24 protein-coding genes are annotated in these 24642 nt (G+C 69.9%); 7 read left to right on the top strand and 17 right to left on the bottom strand.

Annotation, left to right across the window (positions count from 1 at the left end; genetic code table 11):
- The first annotated feature begins 19 nt into the window (after positions 1–19).
- From pbpC to AC1RSK_RS02730, 3 genes are all read left to right on the top strand, one after another.
- Positions 20–2254 (top strand): multimodular transpeptidase-transglycosylase PbpC, encoded by a 2235-nt coding sequence (gene pbpC, locus AC1RSK_RS02740; RefSeq protein WP_492905294.1) that lies wholly within the window; start codon positions 20–22, stop codon positions 2252–2254.
- Positions 2255–2596: 342 nt separating this feature from the next.
- Positions 2597–3952 carry a hypothetical protein gene (locus AC1RSK_RS02735; RefSeq protein WP_492905292.1) on the top strand — a complete coding sequence of 452 codons (1356 nt, stop codon included), beginning with the start codon at positions 2597–2599 and terminating at the stop codon, positions 3950–3952.
- 3 nt (positions 3953–3955) lie between these two features.
- The gene (locus AC1RSK_RS02730) at positions 3956–4618 is read left to right on the top strand and encodes an energy transducer TonB (RefSeq protein ID WP_492905291.1); all 663 of its coding nucleotides are present in this window, start codon (positions 3956–3958) and stop codon (positions 4616–4618) included.
- A 144-nt stretch (positions 4619–4762) separates the two neighbouring features.
- Here the strand turns inward: AC1RSK_RS02730 and AC1RSK_RS02725 are convergent, their stop codons facing one another.
- From AC1RSK_RS02725 to AC1RSK_RS02700, 6 genes are all read right to left on the bottom strand, one after another.
- The gene (locus tag AC1RSK_RS02725; RefSeq protein WP_492905289.1) at positions 4763–5860 is read right to left on the bottom strand and encodes a DUF2336 domain-containing protein; all 1098 of its coding nucleotides are present in this window, start codon (positions 5858–5860) and stop codon (positions 4763–4765) included.
- Positions 5857–6591 (bottom strand): hypothetical protein, encoded by a 735-nt coding sequence (locus AC1RSK_RS02720; RefSeq protein ID WP_492905288.1) that lies wholly within the window; start codon positions 6589–6591, stop codon positions 5857–5859. The genes AC1RSK_RS02725 and AC1RSK_RS02720 overlap by 4 nt, the downstream gene beginning before the upstream one ends.
- A 54-nt stretch (positions 6592–6645) precedes the next feature.
- Positions 6646–7404 carry an ABC transporter permease gene (locus AC1RSK_RS02715; protein ID WP_492905391.1) on the bottom strand — a complete coding sequence of 253 codons (759 nt, stop codon included), beginning with the start codon at positions 7402–7404 and terminating at the stop codon, positions 6646–6648.
- A gap of 5 nt (positions 7405–7409) precedes the next feature.
- Positions 7410–8141 carry an ABC transporter ATP-binding protein gene (locus tag AC1RSK_RS02710; RefSeq protein ID WP_492905286.1) on the bottom strand — a complete coding sequence of 244 codons (732 nt, stop codon included), beginning with the start codon at positions 8139–8141 and terminating at the stop codon, positions 7410–7412.
- 1 nt (position 8142) lies between these two features.
- On the bottom strand, positions 8143–9141 hold the full coding sequence (locus tag AC1RSK_RS02705) for an ABC transporter substrate-binding protein (RefSeq protein ID WP_492905284.1): 999 nt from the start codon (positions 9139–9141) through the stop codon (positions 8143–8145).
- A 474-nt stretch (positions 9142–9615) separates the two neighbouring features.
- Positions 9616–11457: an ABC-F family ATP-binding cassette domain-containing protein gene (locus tag AC1RSK_RS02700; RefSeq protein WP_492905282.1), complete on the bottom strand. Its 1842-nt coding sequence runs from the start codon at positions 11455–11457 to the stop codon at positions 9616–9618.
- 111 nt (positions 11458–11568) lie between these two features.
- Here AC1RSK_RS02700 and AC1RSK_RS02695 point away from each other — a divergent pair, with 111 nt between their 5' ends.
- Complete coding sequence (locus AC1RSK_RS02695; RefSeq protein ID WP_492905281.1) at positions 11569–11871, top strand: hypothetical protein; 303 nt, start codon at positions 11569–11571, stop codon at positions 11869–11871.
- Here the strand turns inward: AC1RSK_RS02695 and AC1RSK_RS02690 are convergent.
- From AC1RSK_RS02690 to AC1RSK_RS02670, 5 genes are all read right to left on the bottom strand, one after another.
- Positions 11868–12245 (bottom strand): hypothetical protein, encoded by a 378-nt coding sequence (locus AC1RSK_RS02690; RefSeq protein ID WP_492905279.1) that lies wholly within the window; start codon positions 12243–12245, stop codon positions 11868–11870. The two genes, AC1RSK_RS02695 and AC1RSK_RS02690, sit on opposite strands and share 4 nt — an antisense overlap.
- Positions 12246–12323: 78 nt before the next feature.
- A complete protein-coding gene (locus AC1RSK_RS02685) occupies positions 12324–13913 on the bottom strand; it encodes a peptide chain release factor 3 (protein ID WP_492905277.1) in 1590 nt (529 codons plus the stop codon).
- Positions 13914–13968: 55 nt separating this feature from the next.
- Positions 13969–15447, bottom strand: coding sequence for a DUF1570 domain-containing protein (locus AC1RSK_RS02680; protein ID WP_492905275.1), 1479 nt, complete (start codon positions 15445–15447; stop codon positions 13969–13971).
- Between the two features lie 65 nt (positions 15448–15512).
- On the bottom strand, positions 15513–15893 hold the full coding sequence (locus tag AC1RSK_RS02675) for a hypothetical protein (RefSeq protein ID WP_492905273.1): 381 nt from the start codon (positions 15891–15893) through the stop codon (positions 15513–15515).
- 114 nt (positions 15894–16007) lie between these two features.
- Positions 16008–16340, bottom strand: a complete 333-nt coding sequence (locus AC1RSK_RS02670; protein ID WP_492905272.1) for a DUF1491 family protein — start codon at positions 16338–16340, stop codon at positions 16008–16010.
- 91 nt (positions 16341–16431) lie between these two features.
- On the opposite strand from AC1RSK_RS02670, the gene AC1RSK_RS02665 reads away from it, so the two are divergent.
- Positions 16432–17361, top strand: a complete 930-nt coding sequence (locus AC1RSK_RS02665; protein ID WP_492905270.1) for a hypothetical protein — start codon at positions 16432–16434, stop codon at positions 17359–17361.
- Between the two features lie 3 nt (positions 17362–17364).
- Here the strand turns inward: AC1RSK_RS02665 and AC1RSK_RS02660 are convergent, their stop codons facing one another.
- On the bottom strand, positions 17365–18897 hold the full coding sequence (locus AC1RSK_RS02660; RefSeq protein ID WP_492905268.1) for a sensor histidine kinase: 1533 nt from the start codon (positions 18895–18897) through the stop codon (positions 17365–17367).
- A 349-nt stretch (positions 18898–19246) separates the two neighbouring features.
- Here AC1RSK_RS02660 and AC1RSK_RS02655 point away from each other — a divergent pair, with 349 nt between their 5' ends.
- The gene (locus AC1RSK_RS02655) at positions 19247–20011 is read left to right on the top strand and encodes a sensor histidine kinase (RefSeq protein WP_492905266.1); all 765 of its coding nucleotides are present in this window, start codon (positions 19247–19249) and stop codon (positions 20009–20011) included.
- Between the two features lie 21 nt (positions 20012–20032).
- The gene (locus AC1RSK_RS02650) at positions 20033–20452 is read left to right on the top strand and encodes a SufE family protein (RefSeq protein WP_492905264.1); all 420 of its coding nucleotides are present in this window, start codon (positions 20033–20035) and stop codon (positions 20450–20452) included.
- Here the strand turns inward: AC1RSK_RS02650 and mopJ are convergent.
- From mopJ to AC1RSK_RS02625, 5 genes are all read right to left on the bottom strand, one after another.
- Positions 20449–20955, bottom strand: a complete 507-nt coding sequence (mopJ, locus tag AC1RSK_RS02645; RefSeq protein ID WP_492905262.1) for a motility/cell cycle regulatory protein MopJ — start codon at positions 20953–20955, stop codon at positions 20449–20451. The genes AC1RSK_RS02650 and mopJ overlap by 4 nt on opposite strands.
- 221 nt (positions 20956–21176) lie before the next feature.
- Positions 21177–21593 (bottom strand): Ros/MucR family transcriptional regulator, encoded by a 417-nt coding sequence (locus AC1RSK_RS02640; protein WP_492905260.1) that lies wholly within the window; start codon positions 21591–21593, stop codon positions 21177–21179.
- Between the two features lie 199 nt (positions 21594–21792).
- On the bottom strand, positions 21793–23037 hold the full coding sequence (locus AC1RSK_RS02635) for a DUF2336 domain-containing protein (protein WP_492905259.1): 1245 nt from the start codon (positions 23035–23037) through the stop codon (positions 21793–21795).
- A gap of 77 nt (positions 23038–23114) precedes the next feature.
- Positions 23115–23621, bottom strand: a complete 507-nt coding sequence (locus AC1RSK_RS02630) for a hypothetical protein (RefSeq protein WP_492905257.1) — start codon at positions 23619–23621, stop codon at positions 23115–23117.
- A gap of 108 nt (positions 23622–23729) precedes the next feature.
- Positions 23730–24605 carry a crotonase/enoyl-CoA hydratase family protein gene (locus AC1RSK_RS02625; RefSeq protein WP_492905255.1) on the bottom strand — a complete coding sequence of 292 codons (876 nt, stop codon included), beginning with the start codon at positions 24603–24605 and terminating at the stop codon, positions 23730–23732.
- Between the last annotated feature and the right edge of the window lie 37 nt (positions 24606–24642).

The following is a 24642-nucleotide window of genomic DNA, read 5'->3' as shown; positions in this document are numbered from 1 at the left end:
CGCCAAGGTTTCCTCACGCGTGTCCGACGATTGGTCCCTCGAACCGTTCAAGTTTCCGGATTCGCAGCCGGAGCCGGAGGACTCGAAACCCGAGGAGCCTCAGGAGCCGCGGAAGGAAAAGCCCAGAAAGCCCGAGAAGGTCCGCAAGGAAAAGCCCGCCAAGGCCCCCAAGCCGCCCAAGGAAAAGAAGCCCAAACGCGAGAAGATCGTCTCCGACGGCCAGGGCTGGGAGCGTTTCAAGGCGGGACTGGCGCGGCTGAAATGGCTGTGGATCACCCTGGCGGTCCTGTTCGTGATCGGCGCGGCGACCGCCATCGGCGGCGGCGTCTACATCTGGCGCAAGTATCTGACCGACGTGCCGCCGCTGCCCGACCGGGCCGCCCTGTTCGCCGTCAACCGCGCGCCCGGCATCCGCTTCCTCGACCGCGAGGGGACGCTGATCGCCACCCGGGGCCCCCGCTACGGCGAGCGCATCACCCTGGCCCAGCTTCCGGAGCATGTGCCGGAGGCATTCCTGGCCGCCGAGGACCGGCGCTTCTACCAGCACGGGGCGCTGGACCTCTACGGCATCGCCCGCGCCGGGTACGTCAACTGGCGGGCCGGCCACACGGTGCAGGGCGGCTCGACCATCACCCAGCAGCTGGCCAAGGGCCTGTTCCTGACGCCGGAGCAGACCATCAAGCGCAAGCTGCATGAGGCGGTCATGGCCCGGAGGCTCTACAAGGTGCTGAGCCGCGACGAGATCCTCGAGCTCTACCTCAACCGCATCTATTTCGGGGCCAACACCTTCGGCATCGACGGGGCCAGCCACAGCTATTTCGGCAAGCCGGCCTCGCAGCTGACCATCGCCGAGGCGGCCCTGTTGGCCAGCCTGCCCAAGGCCCCCTCGCGCCTGGCCCTGAACAAGAACATGGGCGCGGCCCTGCAGCGTTCGCACCTGGTGCTGGACCGCATGCGCAAGGAGGGCTGGATCACCGCCGAGCAGGAGCAGGAGGCGCTCGACAACCCGCCGACACTGCAGGCCAAGGCCCTGCAGGACGAGGGCGACCTCGGCTACATCCTCGACTACGCCACCAACGAGGCGGTGAAGATCGCCGGCGCCAACGCCCCCGACCTGACCGTCCGGCTGACCATCGACAGTAAGCTCCAGAAGATCGGCGCCGACACCGTGCGCAAGGTCCTGGCCACCGACGGCGCCAAGGCCAAGGCCAAGCAGGCCGCCCTCCTCTCACTCGGCAGCGACGGGGCCATCCGCGCCATGATCGGCGGCACCGACTTCGACGTGGCCCCCTTCAACCGCGCCGTCCAGGCCAAGCGCCAGCCGGGCTCGACCTTCAAGGCCTTCGTCTACGCCGCCGCTCTGGAAAAGGGCCTGCTGCCCAAGGACATCCGGGTCGACGGGCCGGTGAAGTTCGGCGACTGGGCCCCTGAGAACTACGGCGGCAACTACTCTGGGCCCGTGACCATCGAGACGGCGCTGGCCAAGTCGATCAACACCGTGGCGGTCAAGGTCGGCCAGGAGGTCGGCGGCCCGGCGATCGGCGAGATCAGCCGCCGCTTCGGCTTCACCTCCATCCCGGCCCGGCCGGACCTGTCGGTGTCGCTGGGCAGCTACGAAGTGAACCTGCTGGAACTGACCAGCGCCTTCCAGGTCTTCCAGCAGGCCGGCCAGCGGGTGCAGCCCTACATCATCGAGAGCATCGCCACCCAGGACGGCGAGCCGGTCTACAACCGCGGCCAGCGGCCCGGTTCCCCGGTCTACGACATCCAGTACGCCTCGATGATGGTGAAGATGCTCAAGGGCGTGGTCGAGCGCGGCACTGGCGCCCGGGCCGCCTTCGGCCGTCCGGCGGCGGGCAAGACCGGCACCAGCCAGAACTACCGCGACGCCTGGTTCATCGGCTTCACCCCCGACATCGTCACCGGCGTCTGGGTCGGCAACGACGACGACACGCCGATGGAGCGGGTGGCCGGCGGCGGCATGCCCTCGACCATCTGGCGCCAGTACATGGTCGCCGCCCACGCCGGCATCGAGGCCAGGGACTTCGATTGGCTGCTGCCCGACGTCGAGCCGGAAACCGAGCCCGACCCCCGCAACGGCTTCTACGAGGGCCTGGGCAGCGACTTCTCCCGCTCGGCCAGCGAACTGGAAATCCTGACGCGCGAGCCAGACCCGGTGGCGGAACCACCGCCGGGCCAGGCGCCGCCTGGCGCGACCGCCCCGCCGGCGCCGAGCGAGCCAATTCCATATTGATAGTTCCTCCTCCGGGGGCGTAGCCCACGGGGGAGGGGGACCGCCGGCCCGACTTAGGGCCGGTGGTGGAGGGGGCAGCGCCGGCCCGTCGGGCTGAAGAGCGTTCTGGCGCGGCTGTCACAGCTGCATTCAGGGCAGCCGGCGCCGCCGGCGCTGCCCCCTCCACCACCGCCTTCGGCGGCGGTCCCCCTCCCCCGTCGCTGCGCGCCGGAGGAGGAACTTGGGGATCGACGCGAGCAATTTATGGTTAACGAGTTGTAAACGCGACTGGATCGGGCTTTGCTCTGCACCGACACGACCCCCACCGGACTGTTCCGGTCCGGGACGGTTTCGGAGCTCCGCATGTTCGAGTTTGGTCGCCAGCTGCGCCGTGCTTTCGAGAGCCCCGCCGCCCCGCCCCGCGATGGGATGACCGGCGGCGACGCGGCGCTGCTGGACCTGCTGGACCTGCGCCTGCTGAAAGCCGAGGCCCGCGCCGCCGATGTCGCGGCCGGCCGCATCAGCGCCCGCGACCCAGCCATGCGCCAGCTGGACGCCGCCCTGGTCTGGCGCGAGGTCGCCCGCCGCTCCGGCGACGCAGTCGCCCTGCGCAAGGCCGCCGCCGCCGCCGAGGCCGCCGCGACGAAGTTCGAAGCCACCCGTCGCCCGGCCGGCGTGGCGCGGGCCCGGGTCGAACAGGCCTTCTGCGCCCTGCTGGGCGCGGAGCTGTTCGGCGACGAGGGCCTGGAAGCCGCCGTCATCGCCACCCTGACCCCCGTCTCGACCGATCCCGGCCCGGCCGGCGCCCTGGCCCTCTGCGGCCTGGCCGGCGTCGCCGGCCGCCGGGCGCTGTCGGGCGGCGGGATCGAGGACGCCCTGGCCGCCGCCAACCGTTTCGAGGCCCCGCTGCGCCGCCTTGACCAGGCCGGTAAAGGCAATGTCGCCCTGCGCATGGCCGCCGCCGAGCAGCGGGCCGTCCTGGCTGACATCCTGGCCGGCTGCGGCGCCCGCCTGAAGGACCAGCCGCTGATCGATTGCGCCCTGCGCGAGCTGAGCCTTGCCGAGAAGACTCTGGACCCAGATTACGAGCCCCTGCTCAGCGCCCGCATCACCGCCCAGGCCGGCTCGGCTCGCGCCCTGCTGGCCGAACTGACCGCCGACGCCGGGGCCGCCGCCGACGGGGTGCAACAGCTGACCGACGCGCTGGAAGCCATCCCGCGCGACCATAGCCCGCTCGACTGGACCCGCATCCAGGCCCAACTCGGCCAGGCCCTGCAGACCCTCGGCGAGGTCACCGACGCGCCGCGCGCCTTCGACCAGGCCCTGCGCTGCTACGACCGCGCCGTGTTCGGCCTGCGCGGCGAAGCCGCCCTGTCGCTGCACGCCGCCGTCGCCGCCGGCCGCGCCAACTGCCTGGGCCGGCTGGCCGAACTGACCGGCGACCTGGCCGTGCTCGACGCCGCCGAGGCCGCCATGCGCACCGACCTGTCGGCCCGCTCGCCGGCCCTGGACCCGACCGCCTGGGCCCTGACCCAGCTGGGCCTGGCCCGCCTCTATGAGCTGCGGGTGGAGATCACCGGCCGCGGCGACCATCGACTGGCCAATGCGGCCATGGCATACGACGCCGCCCTGGAGGTCTTCTCCGAACAGGGATTGCGGTCTCTGTGCGACCTCGCCGCGCAGGGACTTGAACGGCTGCGGGAACGGTCACAAGCTTAAACCATGCTGCTTTCGCTGCTCGCCCTGGTCCTGGCTGCTCAGGAAACGTCCCCGCCCGCCCCGCCCGAACCCGAGTTCGGCCGGCCGGAATGGGTGGCCAAACCGACCGCGGCCGACCTGACCGAGGCCTATCCGGTCTCCGCCTTCGAGACCGGCAAGGGCGGCGTGGTGACGATGATCTGCCGCGCCACGATGATGGGCGACCTGGACCGCTGCGAAGTGATCAGCGACAGCGCCCCCGAGGCCGGCTTCGCGAAACCCAGCCTGAAGCTGACCCGCCTCTACAAGATGAAGCCGGTCGGCCCGGACGGCGCCCCCGTCGCCGGCCGGCTGGTGCGCATCCCCGTGGTCTGGACGGCCCCAGGCCGCTTCCCGGCTGACGGTCTGCCCTATGACCTGATCTCGCGCGATCGCCTCACCTGGACCGGCCGCGTGCGGCCGACCAAGGCCTTGGGCGGCGCCCCGACCCTGCGGCTGGTCTGCCGCATCACCGTCACCGGCAAGCTGACCCCCTGCGCCGAGCCCGGCGCCCGCAAGGCCTACGACGGTCCGGCCAAATGGACCGCCCGCAAGTTCACCGCCGCCCCGCTCGACGTCGACGGCAAGCCAGTGAAGGGCAAGCTGGTGGTGCTGGAGTTTCCGGACGTGAAGTCGAAGCTGCCTTGATTTCTACCGCTCATCCCGGCGAATGCCGGGACCCAGATGGAACCCATCGGCCCATCCGGTTTGCGCGAAAATCATGCCCAATCAGCCAGCAACTCGGGTGAATCTGGGTCCCGGCATTCGCCGGGATGAGCGGAAACTTGAGGGCTAAGCCGCCGCGGCCACATCCCCTGTCCGCCGGCGCAGTTGCCAGAAGCGGATGGTGCGCTGGGCCACCTCCAGCGGCAGATCATTGTAGAGCTGGCCGTACTGGCGGGCCTTGGCCATGGCGTCGCCGTCGCTGTCGAGGATCAGCACCGCGAAGGTCAGGAACAGGCTGGGCTCGAAGCCGGCCGCCTTGCAGATCACCGCCAGGGCGTCCAGCTCGCGCCGCTCGACGATGCGCCGGGCGGTGTGGAAATCGACGTTGGCCAGCAGCGACAGGGCGACGAGGAACCGCGTGGTCTGACGACCGCGCAGCAAGGCCGCCAGGGTGCGGGGCCCCAGTTCCTTTTTCTCGTTCATCCGCCGGACGTCGATCTCGGCCTGGGCGTAGTCGGCCGGCAGGGCGCCGTCCTGGGCGGCCAGCTGCTTGCGGCCGCTCTCCAGGGCCCGTTCCAGTTCGGCCGGGTCGATGGCGGCGTTGCGCGCCAGGATCTGCTCGCGGATGCGGGCCTCGGCCACGAAGTATATCTCGTTGAGCAGGTCGACCGGCAGGCTGCGGCGGTTGACCAGCCCCTCCTGCAGGCGCGGGCTGTCGCTGGCCTTGTCGACCAGCCGCTCCTGCGCCTCGCGCGACAGGTCGGCGCCGTCGTTGCCGATCAGGACGCTCAAGGTCTCCTCATCGCCACGCTCGACGATGACGTCGGACAGGGCGGAAGACAGGCGGGGCCGCTGCGAGATGGCCTGCAGATGGTCCTGGCCGCGCGAGCGGGCGACTTCGATCAGGTCGGTCTCGCTCAGCGCCGCGCCGGTCAGCACCGGCCTTGCGACGGCGATCTCGTCACTGGCCAGGCGGCGCAGCAACCGGGTCGGCGCGTCCGGGCGGCCCGAGATGCGGCCGGAGAGTTCCGCGCGGACGGCGACCTCCATCTCGTTGGCCAGCTGGCCGAGCACCTCGTCGAACAGGGCCATCTCGGCCGGCGCATGGGCGTCGCGGGAGAAGAAGGCGTCGGTCAGGCCGCGCAGCAGTTCGCGGCGCCGCTCGCTGGAGCCTTCCTGGGCCAGGTCGACCAGTTGCCGCAGGCGTCCGGACTCGCCGTTCATTTGCGGGCCTTCGACGGTTGCTTGGCCTTCTGGGGCGGCTGTTCTTCGTCCATCTCGTCCTCGGGCGGCGGGTCGGACGGCTGGGCGGCGCCCAGGGTGTTGGGGTCGAGGGCGACCTCGCGGCCGCTGAAGGACCCGGCCTTGGGCGGGCTGGGGATGCGGTCGGGGGTGCCGCCCCACTCACGGACCACCGAATAGGCGCGCGGCGGGCTGTAGGCGTAGGCGGGCGAGCCGGCGGCCGGCGGCGCGCTGGGCGGCGGCGGCAGGCTGGGCTGGACGGCAGCGGCCGCCTGCGGCCAGGCGGCGCGTGGCGCCGCCACATGCGGAACCGCGGCGGGCGGTACTGGCGCGGCCAGAAGCGGAGCCGGTGGCGGCTGGGCGACCGGCGCCGCCGGAACTGGCGCCGGAGCGTCGTAGAGGCTGGTCGGCAGGCGGGCCGGCTCGGGGCCGCGGGAGGCGAAGACCTGCGGCGGCGCTGAGCCAAGAGGAGACGGGGCGATGGGGGCCGGGGGCGGCATCGGGGCGACGGCCTGCGCGGCGCCGGCCGGCTTGCCCGACCAGCTCAGCAGGCGGCCGCGATAGTCGGTCGGCTCGCGGCCGGCGAGGGCCGGGGCGGCGACGGCGGCGGCGATCGGGGCGATAGCCGGGCTGCGGCTCGGGCCATAGCGATCCTCAGCGGCCAGGGCGGCGCTGGGAAGACCGAGCAGCAGAAGGAGAAGCCCCGAACGCATGACAGACCGCAGGTTGTTGTGCGCAGACTGTGCCGGTCGCGGCTTAAGACCCCCCTAACGGCCGCGCCACCAGGCGAGGATCCGGCGCTCCAGGACGTCGACGGCGGCGTAAAGCAGCGCCGCCATCACCGCCAGGGTGACCAGGGCGGCGAACACCCGGGCGGTCTGCAGCCGGTTGGCCGACTCGATAATCCGCCAGGCCAGGCCCTGGGCCCCGCCGGAGCCGGCCACGAACTCGGCGACGACCGCGCCGATCACCGCCAGGGCGGTTGCGACCTTATGTCCCTCGACCAGGGCCGGGATGGCCGACGGCAGGCGCAGGCGAAGGAGGCGCTGCCAGCGGTCGGCCCCATAGAGGTCGAACAGGCGCTGGAGGTCAGGGTCGGCGGCCCGCAGGCCGGTGGCGGCGCCGGAATAGATGGGGAAGAAGGCGACGATGGTGGCCAGCACGATGATCGCCCGCTCAGGATGGTCGAGGCCGGTCCAGATCATCACCAGCGGGGCGATGGCGATCACCGGCGTCACCTGGATGGTCACGGCCACCGGCTGGATGGCCTTCTCGATCAGGGGGCTCAAACCACCCAGCAGGGCCAGCGTACAGGCGCAGGCGCTGGCCGCGGCCAGGGCGGTGAGCGCCATCGACAGCGTCGTCCAGGCCGCAGCCGCCAGGGCCGGCCAGTCCTCCAGCAGACTGGTCACGACGGCGCTGGGCGCCGGCAGCAGATAGACCGGCACGGCCAGCACCCGGCAGGCGATCTCCCAGCCGGCCAGCAGCAGCACGACCAGGGCCAGCGGGGCCAGGATGTCGATCAGACGCTTCATCGGCCGCCCTCGGCCAGCAGCCGCGAGACGGTCTCCGCCGCCTGGCGGAAGCCAGCGGTTGTGCGGAACCCCTCGGGGCGCGGCATCGCGCCCTCGATAGCAAGTTGGCCGGCGATGCGGCCGGGGCCGGGGGTCATCACCACCACGCGGCTGGCCATGTAGACGGCCTCCTCGACATTGTGGGTGACGAACAGGATGGCCGGCTTGAACTCGGCCCACAGGGCCAGAACGTCATCGGCCAGGCGGCGCCGGGTGATCTCATCCAGCGCCGCGAACGGCTCGTCGAGCAGCAGCAGCCTGGGCCTGGTGGCCAGCGCCCGGGCCAGGGACACCCGCATGGCCATGCCGCCGGACAGCTGGGCCGGCCGGGTGTCCTCGCAGCCGGCCAGGTCGACCTTGGCGATCCAGTCGGCGGCCAGGGCCCGGGCCTCGTTGCGCGGCATGCCGGCCAGTTCCAGCGGCAGGGCGACATTGCCGGCGGCGGTCAGCCAGGGCGCCAGGGTCGGGGCCTGGAAGACCAGCGAGGTCTCCCCTCGCCCGGTCGCCCGCGTCACCACGCCACGCGTCGGCGGCTCCAGCCCGGCCAGCAGGCGCATGGCCGTCGACTTGCCGCAGCCCGATGGCCCGACCAGGGCGACCACCTCCCCGGCCTCCAGAGTCAGATCCACCGGCCCCAGCGCCAGCCCCCGGGCGTACTCGACCTCGACCGCTTTGAGGTCGGCGATCACCTCAGGCCTTCGAGGGCTTCACGAAATCCAAGGTGTAGGCCTGCCGGTAGTCCATGTCCTTGGGGTAGACGCCCTGCTCAGACGTCACCTTGAAGAACTCGGCCCAGCGGGCGTCGGTCATCGCCCCGATGCCGCCGGTCTTGGCGTCGCCGCTGTCGACGATGCCGTACTGGTTCATGACGTCCCGGGCGTGGGCCAGCAGCTCCGGCGTCATCTCCGGATTGTCCTTGAGGATCAGGGCGTCGGCGGCGGCCGCGTCCCCGGCCAGATAGGCCTTCCAGCCGGCGGCGCTGGCCTCGATGAAGGCCTTCACCGCGTCCGGGTTGCGCATGATCAGCTTGTTGGGCGCCAGCACCATGGTCGCGTAGCCGGGGTAGCCCTCGTCGGCCAGCAGGAAGACGGCCGGCTTCATCCCGGCCTCCTTCTCGATTGTGTAGGGCTCGCTGGACAGATAGCCCTGCTGGATGGCCCGCTTGTCGGCCAGGAATGGGGCGGCGCTGTAGTTGTAGGCCCGCACCTGGTCGTCGGTGAAGCCGTACTTGGCCCGCAGCCAGACCCAGAAGGCCTCCTTCGAGGCCGCCGACAGCAGAATCGGCCGGCCCTTCATGTCGGCGATGCCCTTGATGCCTTGGTCCGGGTGGGCCAGCAGCACCTGGGGATCCTTCTGCATGAAGGCGGCGACGGCCTTCACCGGCACCTTCTCCTTGACCAGGTTGAGGGCGATGAAGCTGTTCGAGCCCATGCCCAGCTCGATGGCCTCGGCGGCCAGCAGCTGGGGCACGTTGACGCCCGGGCCGCCCTGCTTGATCTCGACGGCCAGGCCGCGCCGGGCGTACTCGCCGCTGGCCAGGGCGTGGTAGAAGCCGCCGTGCTCGGCCTGGGCCTTCCAGTCGGTGGCGAAGCGGATGCGGGTCTTGCCGGGCGGGGTTTCGGGCGCCTTCGAGCAGGCTGCAGCGAGAGCCGACAGCCCTCCGGCCAGAACCAGGCGACGAGACGTCATTCCACCCTCCCTCAAATCGGCCGCAAGCCTAGGGCGGGCGGCGTTCCACGCCAAGGGGAAGGGAGAGAAAACCAGGGCCAGAACGAGCAAGAGGGCGAGGCATCCGGTTGCCCGGCGGCCTCACCCTCTCACCCAGTTCCCCGAAGGGTTCTGGTAGCCGAGTGGTGGTGGCCAGTGTGGGGTCCGGATTGCTCCGGTCTTAGACTGACCGACCCCTGACCGGTTTCCGTGGGTCTCCCCTCGGTCCTTAGGTCTGGAGCCATTCCGCTCGCTTGGCCTTCCGGTTTCCCGTCTCGCCCGCGCCGCAGTTCCTCTCGACAAGTGGAGGGTGTCACCACTCCCGGGCGGCCGCAACAGCCGCGAACGGCGTCTATGTGCGCCGAGGTCGGACGATCTGGGGACAGGCTGTGGACAAGCGGGTATCGGCGCTCAGGGGCCCTTGCCGCGTAAGGGCCCGGGGTTATCCACCGGTTTTCAGCCGGCCAGGCTCTCGCGCTTTTCTTCCAGGGCCAGCCACTCTTCCTCGGCCGCATGGAGCTTGGATCGCGCCGCGTCCATGGCCTTCATGGTGCGGTCGAAGGCGGCCGGGTCGCGGGCGTAGAGGCCGGCGTCGGCCAGCACCGCTTCCAGCTTGCGGATCTCCTGCGGCAGGCTGGCGACCAGGCCTTCCAGTTCCTCCAGCCGGCGCTGGTCCTTGTAGGTCAGCTTGGCCTTGGCGCGGGCCGGCGCCGCCACCGTGGCAGCCGACTTTTGCTGGCTGCGCAGCACCTGGACGCCACTGGTGAAGAAGCCCGGGTTCTGGCCGATGAAGTCGCCCCAGCCGCCCGGCGTCTCGACCACCTCGCCTCGGCCGTTCAGGCCGATGGTCGAGCCGGCCAGCCGGTCGATGAAGTCGCGGTCGTGGCTGACCAGGATCAGGGTGCCCTCATAGGCGACCAGCAGGTCTTCCAAGAGGTCGAGGGTCTCCATGTCCAGGTCGTTGGTCGGCTCGTCGAGCACCAGCAGGTTGGCCGGCGTCGCCAGGGCGCGGGCCAGCAACAGCCGGGCCCGCTCGCCGCCCGACAGGGTCGAGACCGGCTGGCGCAGCTGGTTGTCGCGGAACAGGAAGTCCTTGGCGTAGCCGGCGACGTGGCGCGGCATGGTCCCGACCATCACCTGGTCGCCGCCGCCGGGGGTCAGGGCCTCCCACAGGGTGGCATTGGCGTCGAGGTCGGCCCGCGCCTGGTCGATGTAGGCGATCTCCAGGTTGGTCCCCAGCTGCACCGAGCCGGCGTCCGGCGCGATCTGGCCGAGCAGCAGCTTGACCAGGGTGGTCTTGCCGGCCCCGTTCGGGCCGACGATGGCCACCCGGTCGCCGCGCTGGATGCGGGTCGAGAAGCCCTTGACCAGCACCTTGTCGCCGAACGCCTTCGACAGGTTCTTGGCCTCTGCCACCCGTTTGCCGGAGGCGGACCCGACGGCCATCTCCATGTTCAGGCTGCCGCGCGCCTCGCGCAGCACCGTCGACTTCTGCTCGCGCATGGCCATCAGCCGGCGGCGGCGGCCCTCGTTGCGGGCCCGGCGGCCGGTGACGCCGCGCTGCAACCAGTGCTCTTCCTTGGCCAGGGCGACGTTGAGGCGGCGGAATTCGTCGGCCTCGGCCTCCAGCTGCTTTTCCGACCAGTCGTCGAAGGCGGCGAAGCCCTTGTCGAGGCGGCGCACCCGGCGGCTCTCCAACCAGAAGCAGCGGGTGGTGGTGCGCTCCAGGAAGGCGCGGTCGTGGCTGACGATCAGGGCGGCGCCGCGGCTGGCCTTGAGCATGCCCTCGAGGGTCTCGATGGCCAGGATGTCCAGGTGGTTGGTCGGCTCGTCGAGCATCAGCACGTCGGGCTCTTCGGCGAAGGCGCGGGCAAGCGCGGCGCGGCGGATCTCGCCGCCCGACAGGCCGGCCGTGCTCTTGGCCGGGTCGAGGCCCAGCTCGGTCAGCGTCGCCTCGGCCTGGTAGCTCAGCGCCCCGCCGGCCGTGGCGTAGTCGAGCAGGGTATCGCCGGTGATCCTCGGTTCCTGCGGCACCACGCTGATGCGGGCGCCGGGGCTGACCACCCGCTCGCCGGCGTCCGACTGGATCTCGGCCATCATCAGCCGCATCAGGGTCGACTTGCCCGCCCCATTGCGTCCGACCAGGCAGGCCTTGACCCCCGGCTCCAACGCCAGGTCGACCCCGTCGAACAGGGTGGTGGCGCCGTCCACGAGGCGGACGTCTTTGAGGGCGAGGATGGGAGGACGCATGGGAGGCGTGCGTCGTAACGAACTGAAGGCCCCAGGTCGAGGCCCCATGGCGCGGTTCCGTTTTCGATTCGCCATGCCCCTCAATCTGGGTCATGGTGCCGCCGCGCCGGGTTCCCGCCTGACGCGAACCCTATTTCCACCACGACGACGGGGTCGGTGATGGCGATAAAGCTGGTGCGGCCTGACGAAGAAGCCACGGTGACGGTGCTCGAACCGCTGACAGCGGAGATCATCGAGGCGTTGCGCTACTTCCGGGGCGTCTGCCACCGCAAGCAGGTCATCGAGTTCATCGAAGCCGCCCATCGCAAGACCGGACGCCATATCGACGGCCTGGCCGGCGCCATCATCGCCGCCTTCGAACGCCACCTCGGCAACGGCCGCGACGACCCCCGCCCTTTCCGTCTGCCGCTCGGACCGGACTCCCATCGCTGGGCCCTGGCCGACAACGCCTTGAAAGGCTAGCGGCCGTCCGGCTTCGGCGGCTCGACGATCGGGTCGATGCCACGCCCCTGTTCGGGGATCAGCATCTGGCAATCGAGCAGGTCGCGGGCGGCGTTCTCGTCGCCGGCCTGGAAGCGGACCCGGGCGCCCTGCGTCGCCCGCTCCATCGCCGCCTCGACCTGCGGCGGCTTCACCCCACCGTCGCGCCGGGCGGCGTCCATGGCCGCGAAAGCCCAGAACTCCGCGTCACTGCGGGCCAGCCGAGCGCCGGCCGACCGGTTCTCGGCTTCAAGGTCGGACCAGGCCATGGTCAGGCCGGCGCACTGCAACGCCTTCGGATAGGGCGGCGGCCCGTCCCCACCCGCAAGCATCAACCCCATGGCGATGATGATCATGCCCTGCCCTCCCGACGCTCATGAAATCGGTTCGAGACGGACGTCGTCAAGCCACTACCCGACATAGGGTCGGCCTGTTCAACCCCGTTCGCGCGTGCGCTGGAAGCTGACTTTCGGGTAGCGTTCGGCGACGTAGTTGATCTCCCAGGCCGACTTGGCCAGGAATACCGGGCTGTTGTCGATGTCGCTGGCCATGGCCGTTCGGTGCTTGGAGCGGAAGTCCTCGATGTCGGCCGCCGTGCCGCCCAGCCAGCGGGCCTCGGCGTAGGGCGAGGCCTCGAAGATGACGTCCAGGGCGTATTCGTTGGCCAGCCGGTCGGCCATGACCTCGAACTGCAGCTGGCCGACGGCGCCGACAACGAAGTCGGAGCCGAGCTCGGGGCGGAACAGCTGGGTCACCCCCTCCTCGGCCAGACCCTCCAGCGCCTTCTTCAGGTGCTTGGCCTTCAGGGGATCGCGCACCCGCACCCGGCGCAGGATTTCCGGGGCGAAGTTGGGCAGGCCGGCGAAGCGCAGGGTTCCCGTCTCCGACAGGCTGTCGCCCACCCGCAGCACCCCATGGTTGGGAATGCCGATGACGTCGCCGGCGAAGGCCTCCTCGGCCAGCTCGCGGTCGGAGGCGAAGAACATGATGGGCGCGTTGACGCTCATCTGCTTGCCGGTGCCTTGCGATTTCAGCTTCATGCCGCGCAGGAACTTGCCCGAGGTCAGGCGGAAGAAGGCGATGCGGTCGCGATGGTTGGGGTCCATGTTGGCCTGGACCTTGAAGACGAAGCCCGACACCTCCGCATCGCCCGGGACGACGGCCGTTTCGACACCGGCCTTCTCGGCCTTCACCGCCTTGGGCGGCGGGGCGAAGGCGCCCAGCGTTGCCAGCAGTTCGTCGACCCCGAAGTGGCGCAGGGCCGAGCCGAAGATCACCGGGGTCATATGGCCTTCCAGGAAGGCCTGGGGATCGAAGGGCTTGGAGGCCTCCTGCACCAGCATGGCCCCCTCCTCGGCCTCTTCCCGTTCGGCGGGATCGAGATAGGAGTCCACCGCATTGCCGCCCATCGGTACGGCGGGATCGTGACCCTCTTCGCGGTTGCGGTTGTAGGGGATGAACTTCTGGGCCCGCAGGTCGATCATGCCCTTGAACCGTCCGCCCGAACCGGCCGGCCAGTAGAGCGGGGCCGGGTCGAGCTGCAGCTTGCTGGCGATCTCGTCGAGCAGTTCGAACGGGTCCTGCGCCTCGCGGTCCATCTTGTTGATGAAGGTGACGATCGGGATGTCGCGCAGGCGGCAGACCTCGAACAGTTTCAGGGTCTGCGGCTCGATACCCTTGGCGGCGTCCAGCACCATGACGGCGGCGTCGGCTGCGGTCAGGGTGCGGTAGGTGTCTTCCGAGAAGTCCTCGTGGCCGGGGGTGTCCAGCAGGTTGAACATCAGCCCGGCGTGGTCGAAGGTCATGACGCTGGCCGAGACGGAGATGCCGCGCTCGCGCTCGATCTTCATCCAGTCGGACCGGGTGCGGCGGTTCTCGCCGCGGGCCCGCACGGCGCCGGCCGCCCGGATCGCCCCGCCGGCCAGCAGCAGGTTCTCGGTCAGGGTGGTCTTGCCGGCGTCAGGGTGGCTGATGATGGCGAAGGTGCGCCGGCGCGCGGCCTCGGCGGCAGGGGTATTGGACATGCCGGGGGAAGTAGCGGCGCGGGGGCCAGTTGTCACGCCTCGCGCACGCTCAAGGTCAACGGTTGGCCTTGATCCGCCGCAGCATGTCCTGGGCTGACTCCGCGCCGCCGCGTCCGTGCGGATCGTTGGCCAGGGGCGTCAGCAGGGCGACCGCTTCGTCCCACCGTTTGTGGCGCATGAAGGCCTGCGCCAGGGTCAGCCGGATCTCAGCTACCTGCGGGGCCCGCGTCTGGGCCTCCATCAGGACATCAATGGTGTTTTGGTTGGGATAGTCCGGCTGCAGCTGCTGGGTGCGGGTGAAATAGTACATGGTGCGATAGTCGTCGTTGTCGGCCTGGTAGGCGCGGGCCAGGTACTTTCGCGCCTCCTTCAACAGCTTCTCCTCGTTGGCGACGTCTTCCTGGCCCTTCTCGACCAGGACCGTGCCGATGATCCGCAGGGCCTCCGGATCGGCGGCGTTCCTGGCCAGCAGGCCGTCGATCAGGGCGCGACCCTTGGCGAAGTCGCCATACTCGAGCTCAGCGCGGGCCAGCGTCGCCTCGGCCATGTGGTCGCCGGGATACTTGGCGGCCTTGGTGCGGGCCAGCTCAAGGACGCCGGCCTTCTCGTCATCGTCGACCCCGCCGTTCATGCGCAGGCGCAGCAGCATGAAATCGTCGGCCGACGGCGGCAGGGTGGTGACCGTCGAGGGGGCGTTCTTGCGCTTCTCCCGGCGTTTGAAGCCGACGGCGGGAAGGCTGGTGCGGGTGTAGGCCTTCAGCTTCGCGGTGAGCGCCTCCATGCTGTCGCCCGTGACTTCGGTCCAGGTTTCGACGACGCTCTTGTCCGGCCGCAGGGCCGCGAAGTAGCGGCCCAGCTGCTGCGCCCGCTGGGGGTCGGCCTTCATGTAGTGGGTCAAGAGCCAGGCCTGGGCGTAGTAGGCGGAGACCTCGCCGCCGGTCTTGAACTCGAAGGGGCGCCGGCTCAGCAGGTCGCCCATCGGGATCCACTTTTCATTGAGCAGCTGGTGCGCCCGGCCCTGGTTGACGCCGCCGACGATGAAGGAGGTGTCGCGCATCTCGATGGGGCCGAAGTACTCGGCGAAGCCTTCCACATACCAGCCCGGGTAGGCGGCCCGCATGTAGTGGTGCATCACGTGGTGGGCGTACTCGTGATAGATGACGTCGTCCGAATCGGTGTCGCCGCGCTCGGGCCGGTCGGCGATGAAGAAGATGTCGTCCATGCTGGCTGAATAGAAGCCGGCGATGCTGGAGCCGATCCCGGGACGGACGATCTTCAGGTCCTCGCGCCGGCCAACCAGGTAGATTTCCAGCTTGCGGGCCGTATCGGTATCCTGCGGCACCAGCAGCTGGTCGCGCAGGATGGTGTCGTAGTCCTCCAGGTTGCTGACGAACTGGCGCAGCAGACCCTCGTCGCCATCGCTGTAGACAATGAACTTCTTGCTCTCGGCCCGCAGCCAACGGGCCTCGGCCGGACTGGCCGCCAGGGCCAGCAGGACGACGGCGACCAGCGCCGTGGCGACACGCGAAAACATGGAAGACCCCCCGGTACTCAAAGCCTCCGGACGCTAGCGCGCCGACCGGGCCGGCGTCCAGAAAATCAGGCGGCCAACCGCCGCCAGACCTGCCGGTCGGCCTCGACCGTGGTCAGATTGCCGTGCTGCTGGCGATCGTAGAGCAGGCCCATGACCTCGAAGCTGATCTGGGCGTAGCGGGAGGCCACCAGCTTCTCGTCACAGCCCCGGGCCGGAGCGATGAACAGGGCGGCGTTGATCTCCGGCTGCTTGAGCAGGATCAGGCTGGCCAGCCGCCGCGCCCGCTCGGGGTGGAAGCGGTGCAGCAGCGGCTCCTCGGCGAACAGCTCGCGGCCGAGCTTCTCGACGAAGCCCAGGCTCAGCGCCCGAAACCGCTGCGAGGCGACCGGCGGAGCCATCTCCGTCGGGGCCAGGTTCAGGACCACGTCGTTAAGCAGGAAAAGCATGGCGCACTCATTCTGGGGGCAACCATGTTTGCACCTGGACGGCTTTCAGGACCGTCAAGGAACGGGGTTAACGGAAAATCGGTCGCAGCCTTGTCCGGCGAAGCGGGCCGCCGCTCAGCCTGTTTCCACCGTCTCGGTCAGGAAGTGCCGGCCCTCGCGATCCTCGATCTCGACCACCCAGATGTCGGGGTCGATCCGCGCCGTGCGGGCGATGTAGGCGTCGAGGTCGGCCTCCACCGTGCTGGCCACCGGCTGCATCCAGATGCGCTGGCCGTCGCCTCGCGTCGCCTCGCTGAACAGCCGCGCGCCGCCTTCGCCGCGGTTGACCGCCTTGACCAGCACCGAGCCCGCCCGGCCGTCGCCCTTGCGGGCCACCACGGCGAAGGCCCCGCCCAGTTCGGCGCGGCGGATCAGGGCTCCGACCCAGATGTCGGTGGAAAGCAGCAAGCTCGGACTTTCTACATTTCGGCGGGCCGCTAACCGGATGGCAAGGCCAGCCCCATAGTGTGATCCGACAAGAATAGAGAAATGCGGACCGATGACGAGCCTGCGCGAGCAGCTGAAGGGTCGGGCCGCCTGGTGGACGGTGGGTCTGGTCTGTGTCGCCCTGGTGGCGACCAGCAAGCATGCTCATGCGGCCGGGGGCGCCCTGGACCTGCTGTACGAACGAACCGTGATGAGCGCGGCGGGGCAACGCTGCAACCTCTTCACGCCGCAGGTGTCGGCCGCCCTCGACGCGTCCCGTCTGCAGGCCCGGGGCGCCGCCCTGCGCGCCGGCGCGCCGCCGCAGACCCTTGGCCAGACCGAGGGCCGCGCCTGGCGCAAGGCCCGCGCCGCCGACTGCCGCTCCGCCGACATCGCCGCCGCCGCCGGCCGGGTGCGCGCGGCCTTCGCCGGCTATTCCAAGCTGGCCCGCATGGACTACCCCGGCGAGGTCGCCGGCTGGAGCGCCGACCGCTCGGCCTCGAAGGCCGGCGAGCGCTGGAAGCTCTCGCAGACCAGCGCCTTCGGCTGGGACCGCCTGCGCTTCGGCCTGGCCGGCCAGTACGGCCCGCCGCAACTGACCGCCGTCGCCGTCTTCGCCGACAACGCCACGCCCTATTCGGCCCGACTGGTGATCCGCGACGTCACCCGCACCAGCGGCCCCTACCTGGACGTCCGTTCGCGCGGCAAGGGCGGCAAGCTGACCCTGGCGGCCCGCACCTCGCCCCGCTCGGCCTCGCGGGTGTTCACCGCCGAAGCCCGCGGCCCCACCGGCCCGATGCTGCTGCCGGCCGACGCCAAGGGCGGCTGGAGCTTCCGCTTCTCCCCGACGGCCCAGGCCGCGCTGGCGGGGCTGGACCCGCGCGAGGCGGTGATCGTGGAGTTCGTGTTCGCGGGACCGCGCGGCGACAGCGTGCGTCAGGCGCATGTCGAGGTCGGTGACTTCGCGGCCGGACGGGCCTTCCTGGCGGCGGGCGCCCGCTAGCCCTCACCGCACCGGGTTGAACGCCACCACATTGTCCCCCGCCGGCTCGGCCGGCTGCACCGGCGGCAGCAGCACCGGCAGGCGGATGGTCACCGTGGTCCCCTGCCCGACCGTGCTCTCGATGCCCATCTCGCCGCCATGCAGCTCGGCGAACGAGCGCACCAGCGACAGGCCCAGACCCGTGCCGAGCGCCCGCCGGTCGCTGTCGCCGGCCTGTTCGTAGGGTCGGCCCAGCCGTTCCAGGTCCTCGGTCGAAATCCCGACGCCAGTGTCGGCCACCACCAGTTCGAACACGCCCTCGAAGCCATGCGCCGTCACGGTGATCGCCCCGCCCTTGGGGGTAAACTTCAGGGCGTTGGAGACCAGGTTCAGCACGATCTGCTTCAGCGCCCGGCGGTCGGCGTCGATCTCCAGCGGCTGGGTCGGCAGCATGCCGCGCAGCTGCACCCCGGCCCCGTCGGCCTGCAACCGCATGAGCCGCAGGGCGGCGCTCACCGCCTCCCGCGCGTCGAACGGCTCGCGTGACAGCTCGAACCGGTCGGCCTCGATCTTCGACATGTCCAGCACGTCGTTGATCAGGTCCAGCAGATGGCTGCCCGCCTCGTGGATCAGGCCGCTGTACTCGCCGTACTTGTCCGGCATCGGCCCGAACAGCCGCGAGTGCATGATGTCGGAAAAGCCCATGATGGCGTTGAGCGGCGTGCGCAGCTCGTGGCTCATGTTGGCCAGAAACCGTGACTTGCCGCTGGCCAGCGTCTCGGCGTCGGTCTTGGCCTGCTCCAGGGCGGCCTGGCGGGCGTGGTCGGTGGTGGCGTCGCGCACCAGGGCCAGAATCATGTCGTCCTCGGCCCGGCGGAAGGAGACGGCGACCCAGCGGTCCTGGGCGCTCAGCGGCGCGAAGGCGACCTCGGCCTTGCCCTCGGTGGCGGCGGCCTTCAGGGCGGCGGCGACCGGCTCACGCTGGGCGGCCAGGGCCGGCAGACCGTTGCGCACCAGGGCGTCGGTGTCGATGCCCTCGGGCGCCCGGCCGTAGAGGGCGCGGACCTGGCCGTGCGGATAAAGGGCGACCAGCAGATGCGGCTGGCCTGACAAGAGGCCGATCAGCCGCTGGGCCTCGCCGTCCTGGCGGTCCTCGGCCTCGCGGCGCCGGCGGCGCGACAGCAACAGGCCCGAACCGAGGGTCAGGACGATGACCGCCATTCCGAGCAGGCCCAGCGCCATGGCCACCGGCGGGCTGGGCGGCTGCAGGGCGATGCCGAGCAGCTGGCCGATGGCGGCGGCGGCGGCGGCGGCGATCGACAGCAGCGCCCCGGCGGCGGTCATCCGGTCCTTGCCCCGTTCCGGACCCATGACCAGGGCGATGGCCAGGGGGCTGAGGCACAGCACCCCCAGCGGCCCGCCGACCCCACCCGACAGCAGGGCCCCGAGCACCCCGGCCACGGCCGAAAGACTGAGCAGCAGGAGGGGATCGGGGCGCGCAGGCTTGCGCGCCTCGGTCACGGCGTCGGCGGCTTGATCGGTCCGATCGTCGGTCAACGGCCTAAACTTGGCGTCCCTGCCCCACTGGTGGTCGTTAAGACATTAGCCGCCCGGGCCCCTCAGCAGAAGCGCGCACAATCGGCGGGCGACGGATCAAGCGGGGAGCGTCTGTGGACAAGGCAGGGGACCGGTTGCGCGCCTTGCGCGCTACCTGTCCCCGATCAGCGCCGGTGGCTGAAGACATCCGCGATCCAGGCGCCTGAAGCCGATCCGTCATCCGCCTCCTCCGCAAATCGGGGACAGGTAGCGCGCCCTGCGCGCAACCGGTCCCCAAAGAAACGGATTCGTAAGCGCCGGCTGGCACAACGGTGGAAAGCCGCACAGAAGCGCGGCGCGAAAGGCCAGAATGACCCGCGCGGCGCGCCAGACTGTCGTCCCCTTCGAACCGCCGGCCACCATGGCCGAGCGCCGGGCGGCGATGGACGAACAGAAGAAGTCCTTCCTGCGCATGGTCAGCCATGAGCTGCGCACGCCGCTCAACGCGGTGATCGGCTTTTCCGAGATCCTGTCCTGCGAACTCTACGGGCCGCTCGGCTCGCCGCAGTACAAGGAATACGCCGAACACATCCGGGCCAGCGGCCACAAGCTGCTCGCCCTCGTCAACCAGGTGCTGGAGATCGCCCGGCTGGAGGGCCATGCCGCCGACATGGATCTGGCGCCGGAGCCGCTGGACCACGCCCTGGAGGACACCCTCGAACAGCTGGCCGCCGACCTGCGCGAGACCGGCGTCAGTATCGACATCGGCGACGACACCGCCCTGCCGTCGGTGATGGCCGACGGCCGGGGCCTGCGCACCATGCTGTTCAATCTGCTGCAGAACGCGGTGACCTGGTCGCCGCCCGGCGGCGTGGTCAGCGTTGCGGCGACAGAGCGCGGCAGCATGATCGACATCGTCATCGCTGACCAGGGTCCCGGCGTCGATCCGGCCGACATCCCGCGCCTGCTCAAGCCCTTCGAACAGGGCCAGTGCGCCCTGACCCGCCGCACCAACGGCGCCGGCCTGGGCCTGCCGATCGTCGAGGCGCTGAGCGGCGCCATGGGCGGCCGGTTGACCATCGTCTCGGCCAAGGGCGAGGGCCTGACCGCCTACCTGAGCTTGCCCGCGGCGTAACCTGGGGCTAAGCCCCGCCGCATGACTTCCCCCATCGACGCCGAACTTGCCGCGCTCGCCGAGGACTTCGACCTGATCGGCGATTGGGAAGAGCAGATCCAATACGTCATCGACCTGGGCCGCGAACTGACCCCGCTCAGCGAGGCCGAACATTCCGACGCCAACAAGGTGCGCGGCTGCGCCAGCCAGGTCTGGCTGGTCAGCGGCAAGCAGGACGGCGTCCTGACCTTCCGCGGCGACTCCGACGCCCACATCGTGCGCGGCCTGATCGCCATCCTGCTGAAACTCTATTCCGGCCGCACGCCCGCCGACATCCTGGCCTTCGACGCCAAGGCCGCCTTCAAGCGCCTCGGCCTGGACGGCACGCTGTCGACCCAGCGCTCGAACGGGCTGGCTTCGATGGTGGAACGCATCCGCCGGGACGCGGCGGGCGCGCTTTAGGCGGCGCGGATGCCGCTGGAATACACCGTGCGCTCGGACTTCAGCCCGATGACCGCGTCATAGCCCAGGATCATGTCGACCTCGCAGCCGTCGCTGGCCAGCGGCAGGCGCAGCCACAGGGTCGAGACGTGGGAGGCGCCGCGCCAGGCCATGCTGTGCGACCCGACCCGCGGCTTGCGGTCGGCGACCACGGCGTTCAGCTCGGTGCGCCAGTAGTCGGCGGCGGTGCTGCTGTAGAGGTCGGTCAGCTTCATGCCGGTGATTTCGCGGCCGTAGACCGAGTAGAGGCCGGTGCCGGCCAGGCGCTGGCGGTAGTCGACCGTGCCGTCCTCCAGGCGGATGACATCGATCAGGCTGACGGTCGGGAGAAGGCGCTTGAAAGCCTCCGGGCAGATGTCGGCGCGGGCCGGCAAACGGCCCGAGCGGCGCAGAGCGGCCCAGTAACGCAGGAGCTCTTCGTGAGCGCGGGCTGCAAGAGCCGAGGCGCCCAGTTGCGCGACCATCTACAGAATCCTTAACAACCCCTTGGAATCACCTGGGATTCACTATCGCTTAACCGACGAATCGGGGGAAGGGCTTTTTTCGCCGCAGGGAGGAAGATTCTGTTTTTGAGTCAATCGAAAAGAGAACGCAGGTCTTCCGGCCTGGTTTCGAGTCAAACGAAAACGCCCGCCGGAATCTCCGACGGGCGTCCCCGAGTCGACGATGAGTCGACGCTTGAGTCTTAGCGGCGCTTCTTGGCCTGACGGCCGCCCTGGCCCAGGCCCATCTGCTTGGCCAGGTCCGAACGGGCCTTGGCATAGTTGGGGGCGACCATCGGGTAGTCCTTGGCCAGGCCCCACTTGGCCCGGTATTCCTCGGGGCTCATGTCGTACTTGGTGCGCAGGTGGCGCTTCAGCGACTTGAACTTGCGGCCGTCTTCCAGGCAGATCAGGAAGTCGGGGGTGATCGAACGCTTCACCGGCACGGCCGGCTCCTTCGGCGCGACTTCGACAGTCTCGACGCCCGTGGCCACACCGCTCAGCGCCTTGTGCACGGACTGGATAAGAGCCGGAATGTCGGTCGCCGAGACGCTGTTGTTACCGACGTATGCGGAAACGATGTCGGTCGTCATCTCGATGATGGCGGATTTATCTTCCATGGCCGGGGGTTCCATTTGGGAATTGTTGAGCTGTTTCTTGCCCGGACGCGTCGCCCGGCTGATGGCTGCATAAGCCGTGTCGCCTATGAAGACAACCCCAAGTGCGATATTTGAAACAACAGTAGAGCGTTGCTGCCTGACAGGCTGTCGTTGAGCGGATAGTCGTCAGTTTGCCAGCAAAACCTCGGTTTGCCACCGCTTACCGCGCGAAGTCACGCCCCAGCGCCAGCATGGCCGCCCGTTGCGGCGCGGAAAATTCATCGACCGCCTCGTCGTCGCCGTCGCGGATCGCCTTCACCAGGCTGGGCGTCAGGGCCGAGGACAGCGCCCAGTTCCAGTAGCGCAGCACCGTCTGGGCCCGGTCGACGGCCAGGGAGTCGAAACAGGTCAGCACCCGCTCCAGGACCGGTGTGATGTTGCCCGCCGAGTCGGTCTCGGGCCGGCGCAGGCCGCGCCAGAGCGCGCGCACCGCTCCGCGCGGCAGGCCGGTGGCCTTGCACAGGATGGCGATCGGCTCGCCGCCCGGGTCGGTCATGATCTTGGCGCCGGTCATCGGCTTGAGGCCCGAGAGGTAGCTGATCTCCTCGGCCAGCTCGCGGGTCATGCCGCTCTGGGCGGCGGCGACGGCCTCATCGAGGCTGCCGAACGGGCTCTTGTCGATGGCGGCGCGGTTGCGCTGGCGGCGCTCAATGAACTGCAGCGCCTTGCGGGTCAGCGGATCCTGCCAGCCCTCCTCGGCGGCGATCGAGAACAGGTCGCCGACCGCGTCCTGCAGCACCTCGCGCGAGACGGCGAAGCGTTGCAGGATCAGCCGGCGGCAGTCGGAGTCGGCCCACCAGAACATGATGTAGGCGTGGCTGGGCCTAAGCTCCGGCCGGCGCAGCAGCAGGGAGATCAGCCGGGGATTGTCGCGGGTGCAGGCGACCATGGTCTCCAGCGCCCCATGGCTGAGACGGGCCATGTCGTTGCGCAGCAGGGCTTCGAGCACCGGCTGCTCACAGAGCCGGACCAGGGCGTCGGCGACCGCCTCCCCCACCCCGCGGCGCAGGGCGATCAGGCGGCGGTGGTCGAGGTCGGCGTTGAGGGCGCAGTCGATCAGGTCGGCGTCGCCCAGGTGCTGGCTGTGCTCGATCAGGCAGCTGGCGATGTCGATGCTGTCGCGCAGCAGCAGCCGGGCCAGGGCCGGCGGAATGTCGGCGATATTGGCCAGCCGGCGGGCGACCTTGGCCCGTTCCTCGGGCGCCGCCTCGCGCAGCATCTCGATCAAGAGGTCGGAGGTCATCGCCCGCTCGAAGGCATTGACCCGGCTGCCGGGCAGGCAGACCACGTCGGCCAGGCGCTTGAGCAGGGTGGCGCGCGAGCGGGACGCAGGCGTAACCGACAGCGCCGCCCCCGACAGGTCGGGGGCGTCCTCAAGGGGGCGCTGCGGGGCGGGCTCGCTCATTCGGACTCCGGTTCCGGCGGCCAGTCTATTCGGCCGCCGTTAACTACCGGTGACGAACACCGCCCTTTTAAGGCGCCTCAGGCGAAACTCGCCCGCTCCGGCTTGGAGGCCGGGTGGGTGCGGGTGAAGAGGTTGCTCCGCTCGATGAAGATGCTCACCCCGGCCAGGGCCGCGATGGCCAGGGCCAACAGGAACATGGCGCCCTTGTCGGTCGGCAGGTTCAGGGCGTCGATCTGGGCCGCCGTCATCCCCTGGGCCAGGGCCTGCGACAGCGGGCCAGGCTTGGGAACCTGCCAGCCCAGCCAGGGCGACAGGTGGAAGACGATGGCGCCCAGCGCCACGAACAGTCCCAACATGGCGCCCCGTTGCCGCATGGCGGGCCAGAGAACCAGACCGGCCGCGACCAGCTCCAGCACGGCGGTGACGTACCGCAGGCCGGGCTCGAACAGGCCGATACCCGACCGGGCCGCGATCAGGCCGAAGACGGGGTTGGGGTCGAAACCGAAGAACTTCTGAAAACTCATAGCCAGCAACAGCCCAGCGAGTGCAAGGCCGAACGACCAGCTCAACACGCGATCCATCATGGCATATTCTCCCGCGAGACTCTGTGAGGTCTCTGCGGGAGGAAGTCTGCGCCCGGTCCTTAACTTTGACGAGTCACGCTTCCGCGACGGAAACGGTGGCCGAATGCTCTACTTGAACTGGGGTTCTTCCCAGTCGGGCCAGATGTCGGGCAATTCGCTCGACACCTTGTTGGGATAGTTGGGGGCCCGCTTCTCAAGGAAGGAGGTCACCCCCTCCTTGGCGTCGCCGGCCGCGCCGCGGGCCTGGATGGCCCGGCTGTCGGAGCGGTGGGCGTACATCGGGTGCGGCGCGCCGGCGTTGCGGTAGAGCAGCTGGCGAGTCAGGGCGATGGACACCGGGGCGGTGTTGTCGGCGATCTCGCGGGCCAGGGCCCGGGCCGCCGGCAAGAGGTCTTCCGGCGCGTGCAGCGAGCGGACAAGGCGGCCGTCCAGCGCCTCCTGGGCCGGGAAGACCCGGCCGGTGTAGCACCACTCCAGGGCCTGCTGCATGCCGACGATGCGCGGCAGGAACCAGCTGGAGGCCGCTTCCGGCGTGATGCCCCGGCGGGCGAAGACGAAGCCGAACTTGGCCTCGGTCGAGGCCAGGCGGATGTCCATGGCCAGCTGCATGGTCACCCCGATGCCGACCGCCGCGCCGTTGACCGCCGCGATCACCGGCTTCTTGCACTCGTAGATGCGCAGGGTGAGGCGGCCGCCGCCGTCGCGGTAGACATCGCCCACCTTGCCGCTCTCACGGACGTCTTCCTTGCGGGAGGCGTAGTCGAAGGTCGACCCCCCGGTGCCCAGGTCCGCCCCGGCGCAGAAGGCCCGGCCCGAGCCAGTGACGATCACCACCTTGACCGCGTCGTCGGCGTCGATCTGGTCGAAGCAGTCGATCATCTCCAGCATCATCTGGGCGGTGAAGGCGTTCATCCGCTCGGGCCGGTGCAGCGTCAGCGTCGCGATGCCGTCCTCGACGGAATACTGGATGGTCTCGTAGGCCATGGGGCGGCTCCCTCTGTTGATCTGGCGGCATAGAACC

The sequence above is a fragment of the Caulobacter sp. GW821-FHT11A05 genome, assembly GCF_058809015.1.
This window is presented reverse-complemented; position numbering and strand designations above follow the sequence as displayed.

Bases quoted from the DNA above. Each gene is read 5' to 3' on its own strand.
- AC1RSK_RS02635 (WP_492905259.1), bottom strand. From the start codon at position 23,037: ATGAGCGAGCCCGCCCCGCAGCGCCCCCTTGAGGACGCCCCCGACCTG.
- AC1RSK_RS02650 (WP_492905264.1), top strand. From the start codon at position 20,033: ATGACTTCCCCCATCGACGCCGAACTTGCCGCGCTCGCCGAGGACTTC.
- AC1RSK_RS02690 (WP_492905279.1), bottom strand. From the start codon at position 12,245: ATGATCATCATCGCCATGGGGTTGATGCTTGCGGGTGGGGACGGGCCG.
- AC1RSK_RS02725 (WP_492905289.1), bottom strand. From the start codon at position 5,860: ATGAACGGCGAGTCCGGACGCCTGCGGCAACTGGTCGACCTGGCCCAG.
- AC1RSK_RS02705 (WP_492905284.1), bottom strand. From the start codon at position 9,141: ATGACGTCTCGTCGCCTGGTTCTGGCCGGAGGGCTGTCGGCTCTCGCT.
- AC1RSK_RS02720 (WP_492905288.1), bottom strand. From the start codon at position 6,591: ATGCGTTCGGGGCTTCTCCTTCTGCTGCTCGGTCTTCCCAGCGCCGCC.
- AC1RSK_RS02655 (WP_492905266.1), top strand. From the start codon at position 19,247: ATGACCCGCGCGGCGCGCCAGACTGTCGTCCCCTTCGAACCGCCGGCC.
- AC1RSK_RS02700 (WP_492905282.1), bottom strand. From the start codon at position 11,457: ATGGGGCCTCGACCTGGGGCCTTCAGTTCGTTACGACGCACGCCTCCC.
- AC1RSK_RS02680 (WP_492905275.1), bottom strand. From the start codon at position 15,447: ATGTTTTCGCGTGTCGCCACGGCGCTGGTCGCCGTCGTCCTGCTGGCC.
- AC1RSK_RS02630 (WP_492905257.1), bottom strand. From the start codon at position 23,621: ATGATGGATCGCGTGTTGAGCTGGTCGTTCGGCCTTGCACTCGCTGGG.
- mopJ (WP_492905262.1), bottom strand. From the start codon at position 20,955: ATGGTCGCGCAACTGGGCGCCTCGGCTCTTGCAGCCCGCGCTCACGAA.
- AC1RSK_RS02665 (WP_492905270.1), top strand. From the start codon at position 16,432: ATGACGAGCCTGCGCGAGCAGCTGAAGGGTCGGGCCGCCTGGTGGACG.
- AC1RSK_RS02675 (WP_492905273.1), bottom strand. From the start codon at position 15,893: ATGCTTTTCCTGCTTAACGACGTGGTCCTGAACCTGGCCCCGACGGAG.
- AC1RSK_RS02685 (WP_492905277.1), bottom strand. From the start codon at position 13,913: ATGTCCAATACCCCTGCCGCCGAGGCCGCGCGCCGGCGCACCTTCGCC.
- AC1RSK_RS02640 (WP_492905260.1), bottom strand. From the start codon at position 21,593: ATGGAAGATAAATCCGCCATCATCGAGATGACGACCGACATCGTTTCC.
- AC1RSK_RS02730 (WP_492905291.1), top strand. From the start codon at position 3,956: ATGCTGCTTTCGCTGCTCGCCCTGGTCCTGGCTGCTCAGGAAACGTCC.
- AC1RSK_RS02625 (WP_492905255.1), bottom strand. From the start codon at position 24,605: ATGGCCTACGAGACCATCCAGTATTCCGTCGAGGACGGCATCGCGACG.
- AC1RSK_RS02695 (WP_492905281.1), top strand. From the start codon at position 11,569: ATGGCGATAAAGCTGGTGCGGCCTGACGAAGAAGCCACGGTGACGGTG.
- AC1RSK_RS02735 (WP_492905292.1), top strand. From the start codon at position 2,597: ATGTTCGAGTTTGGTCGCCAGCTGCGCCGTGCTTTCGAGAGCCCCGCC.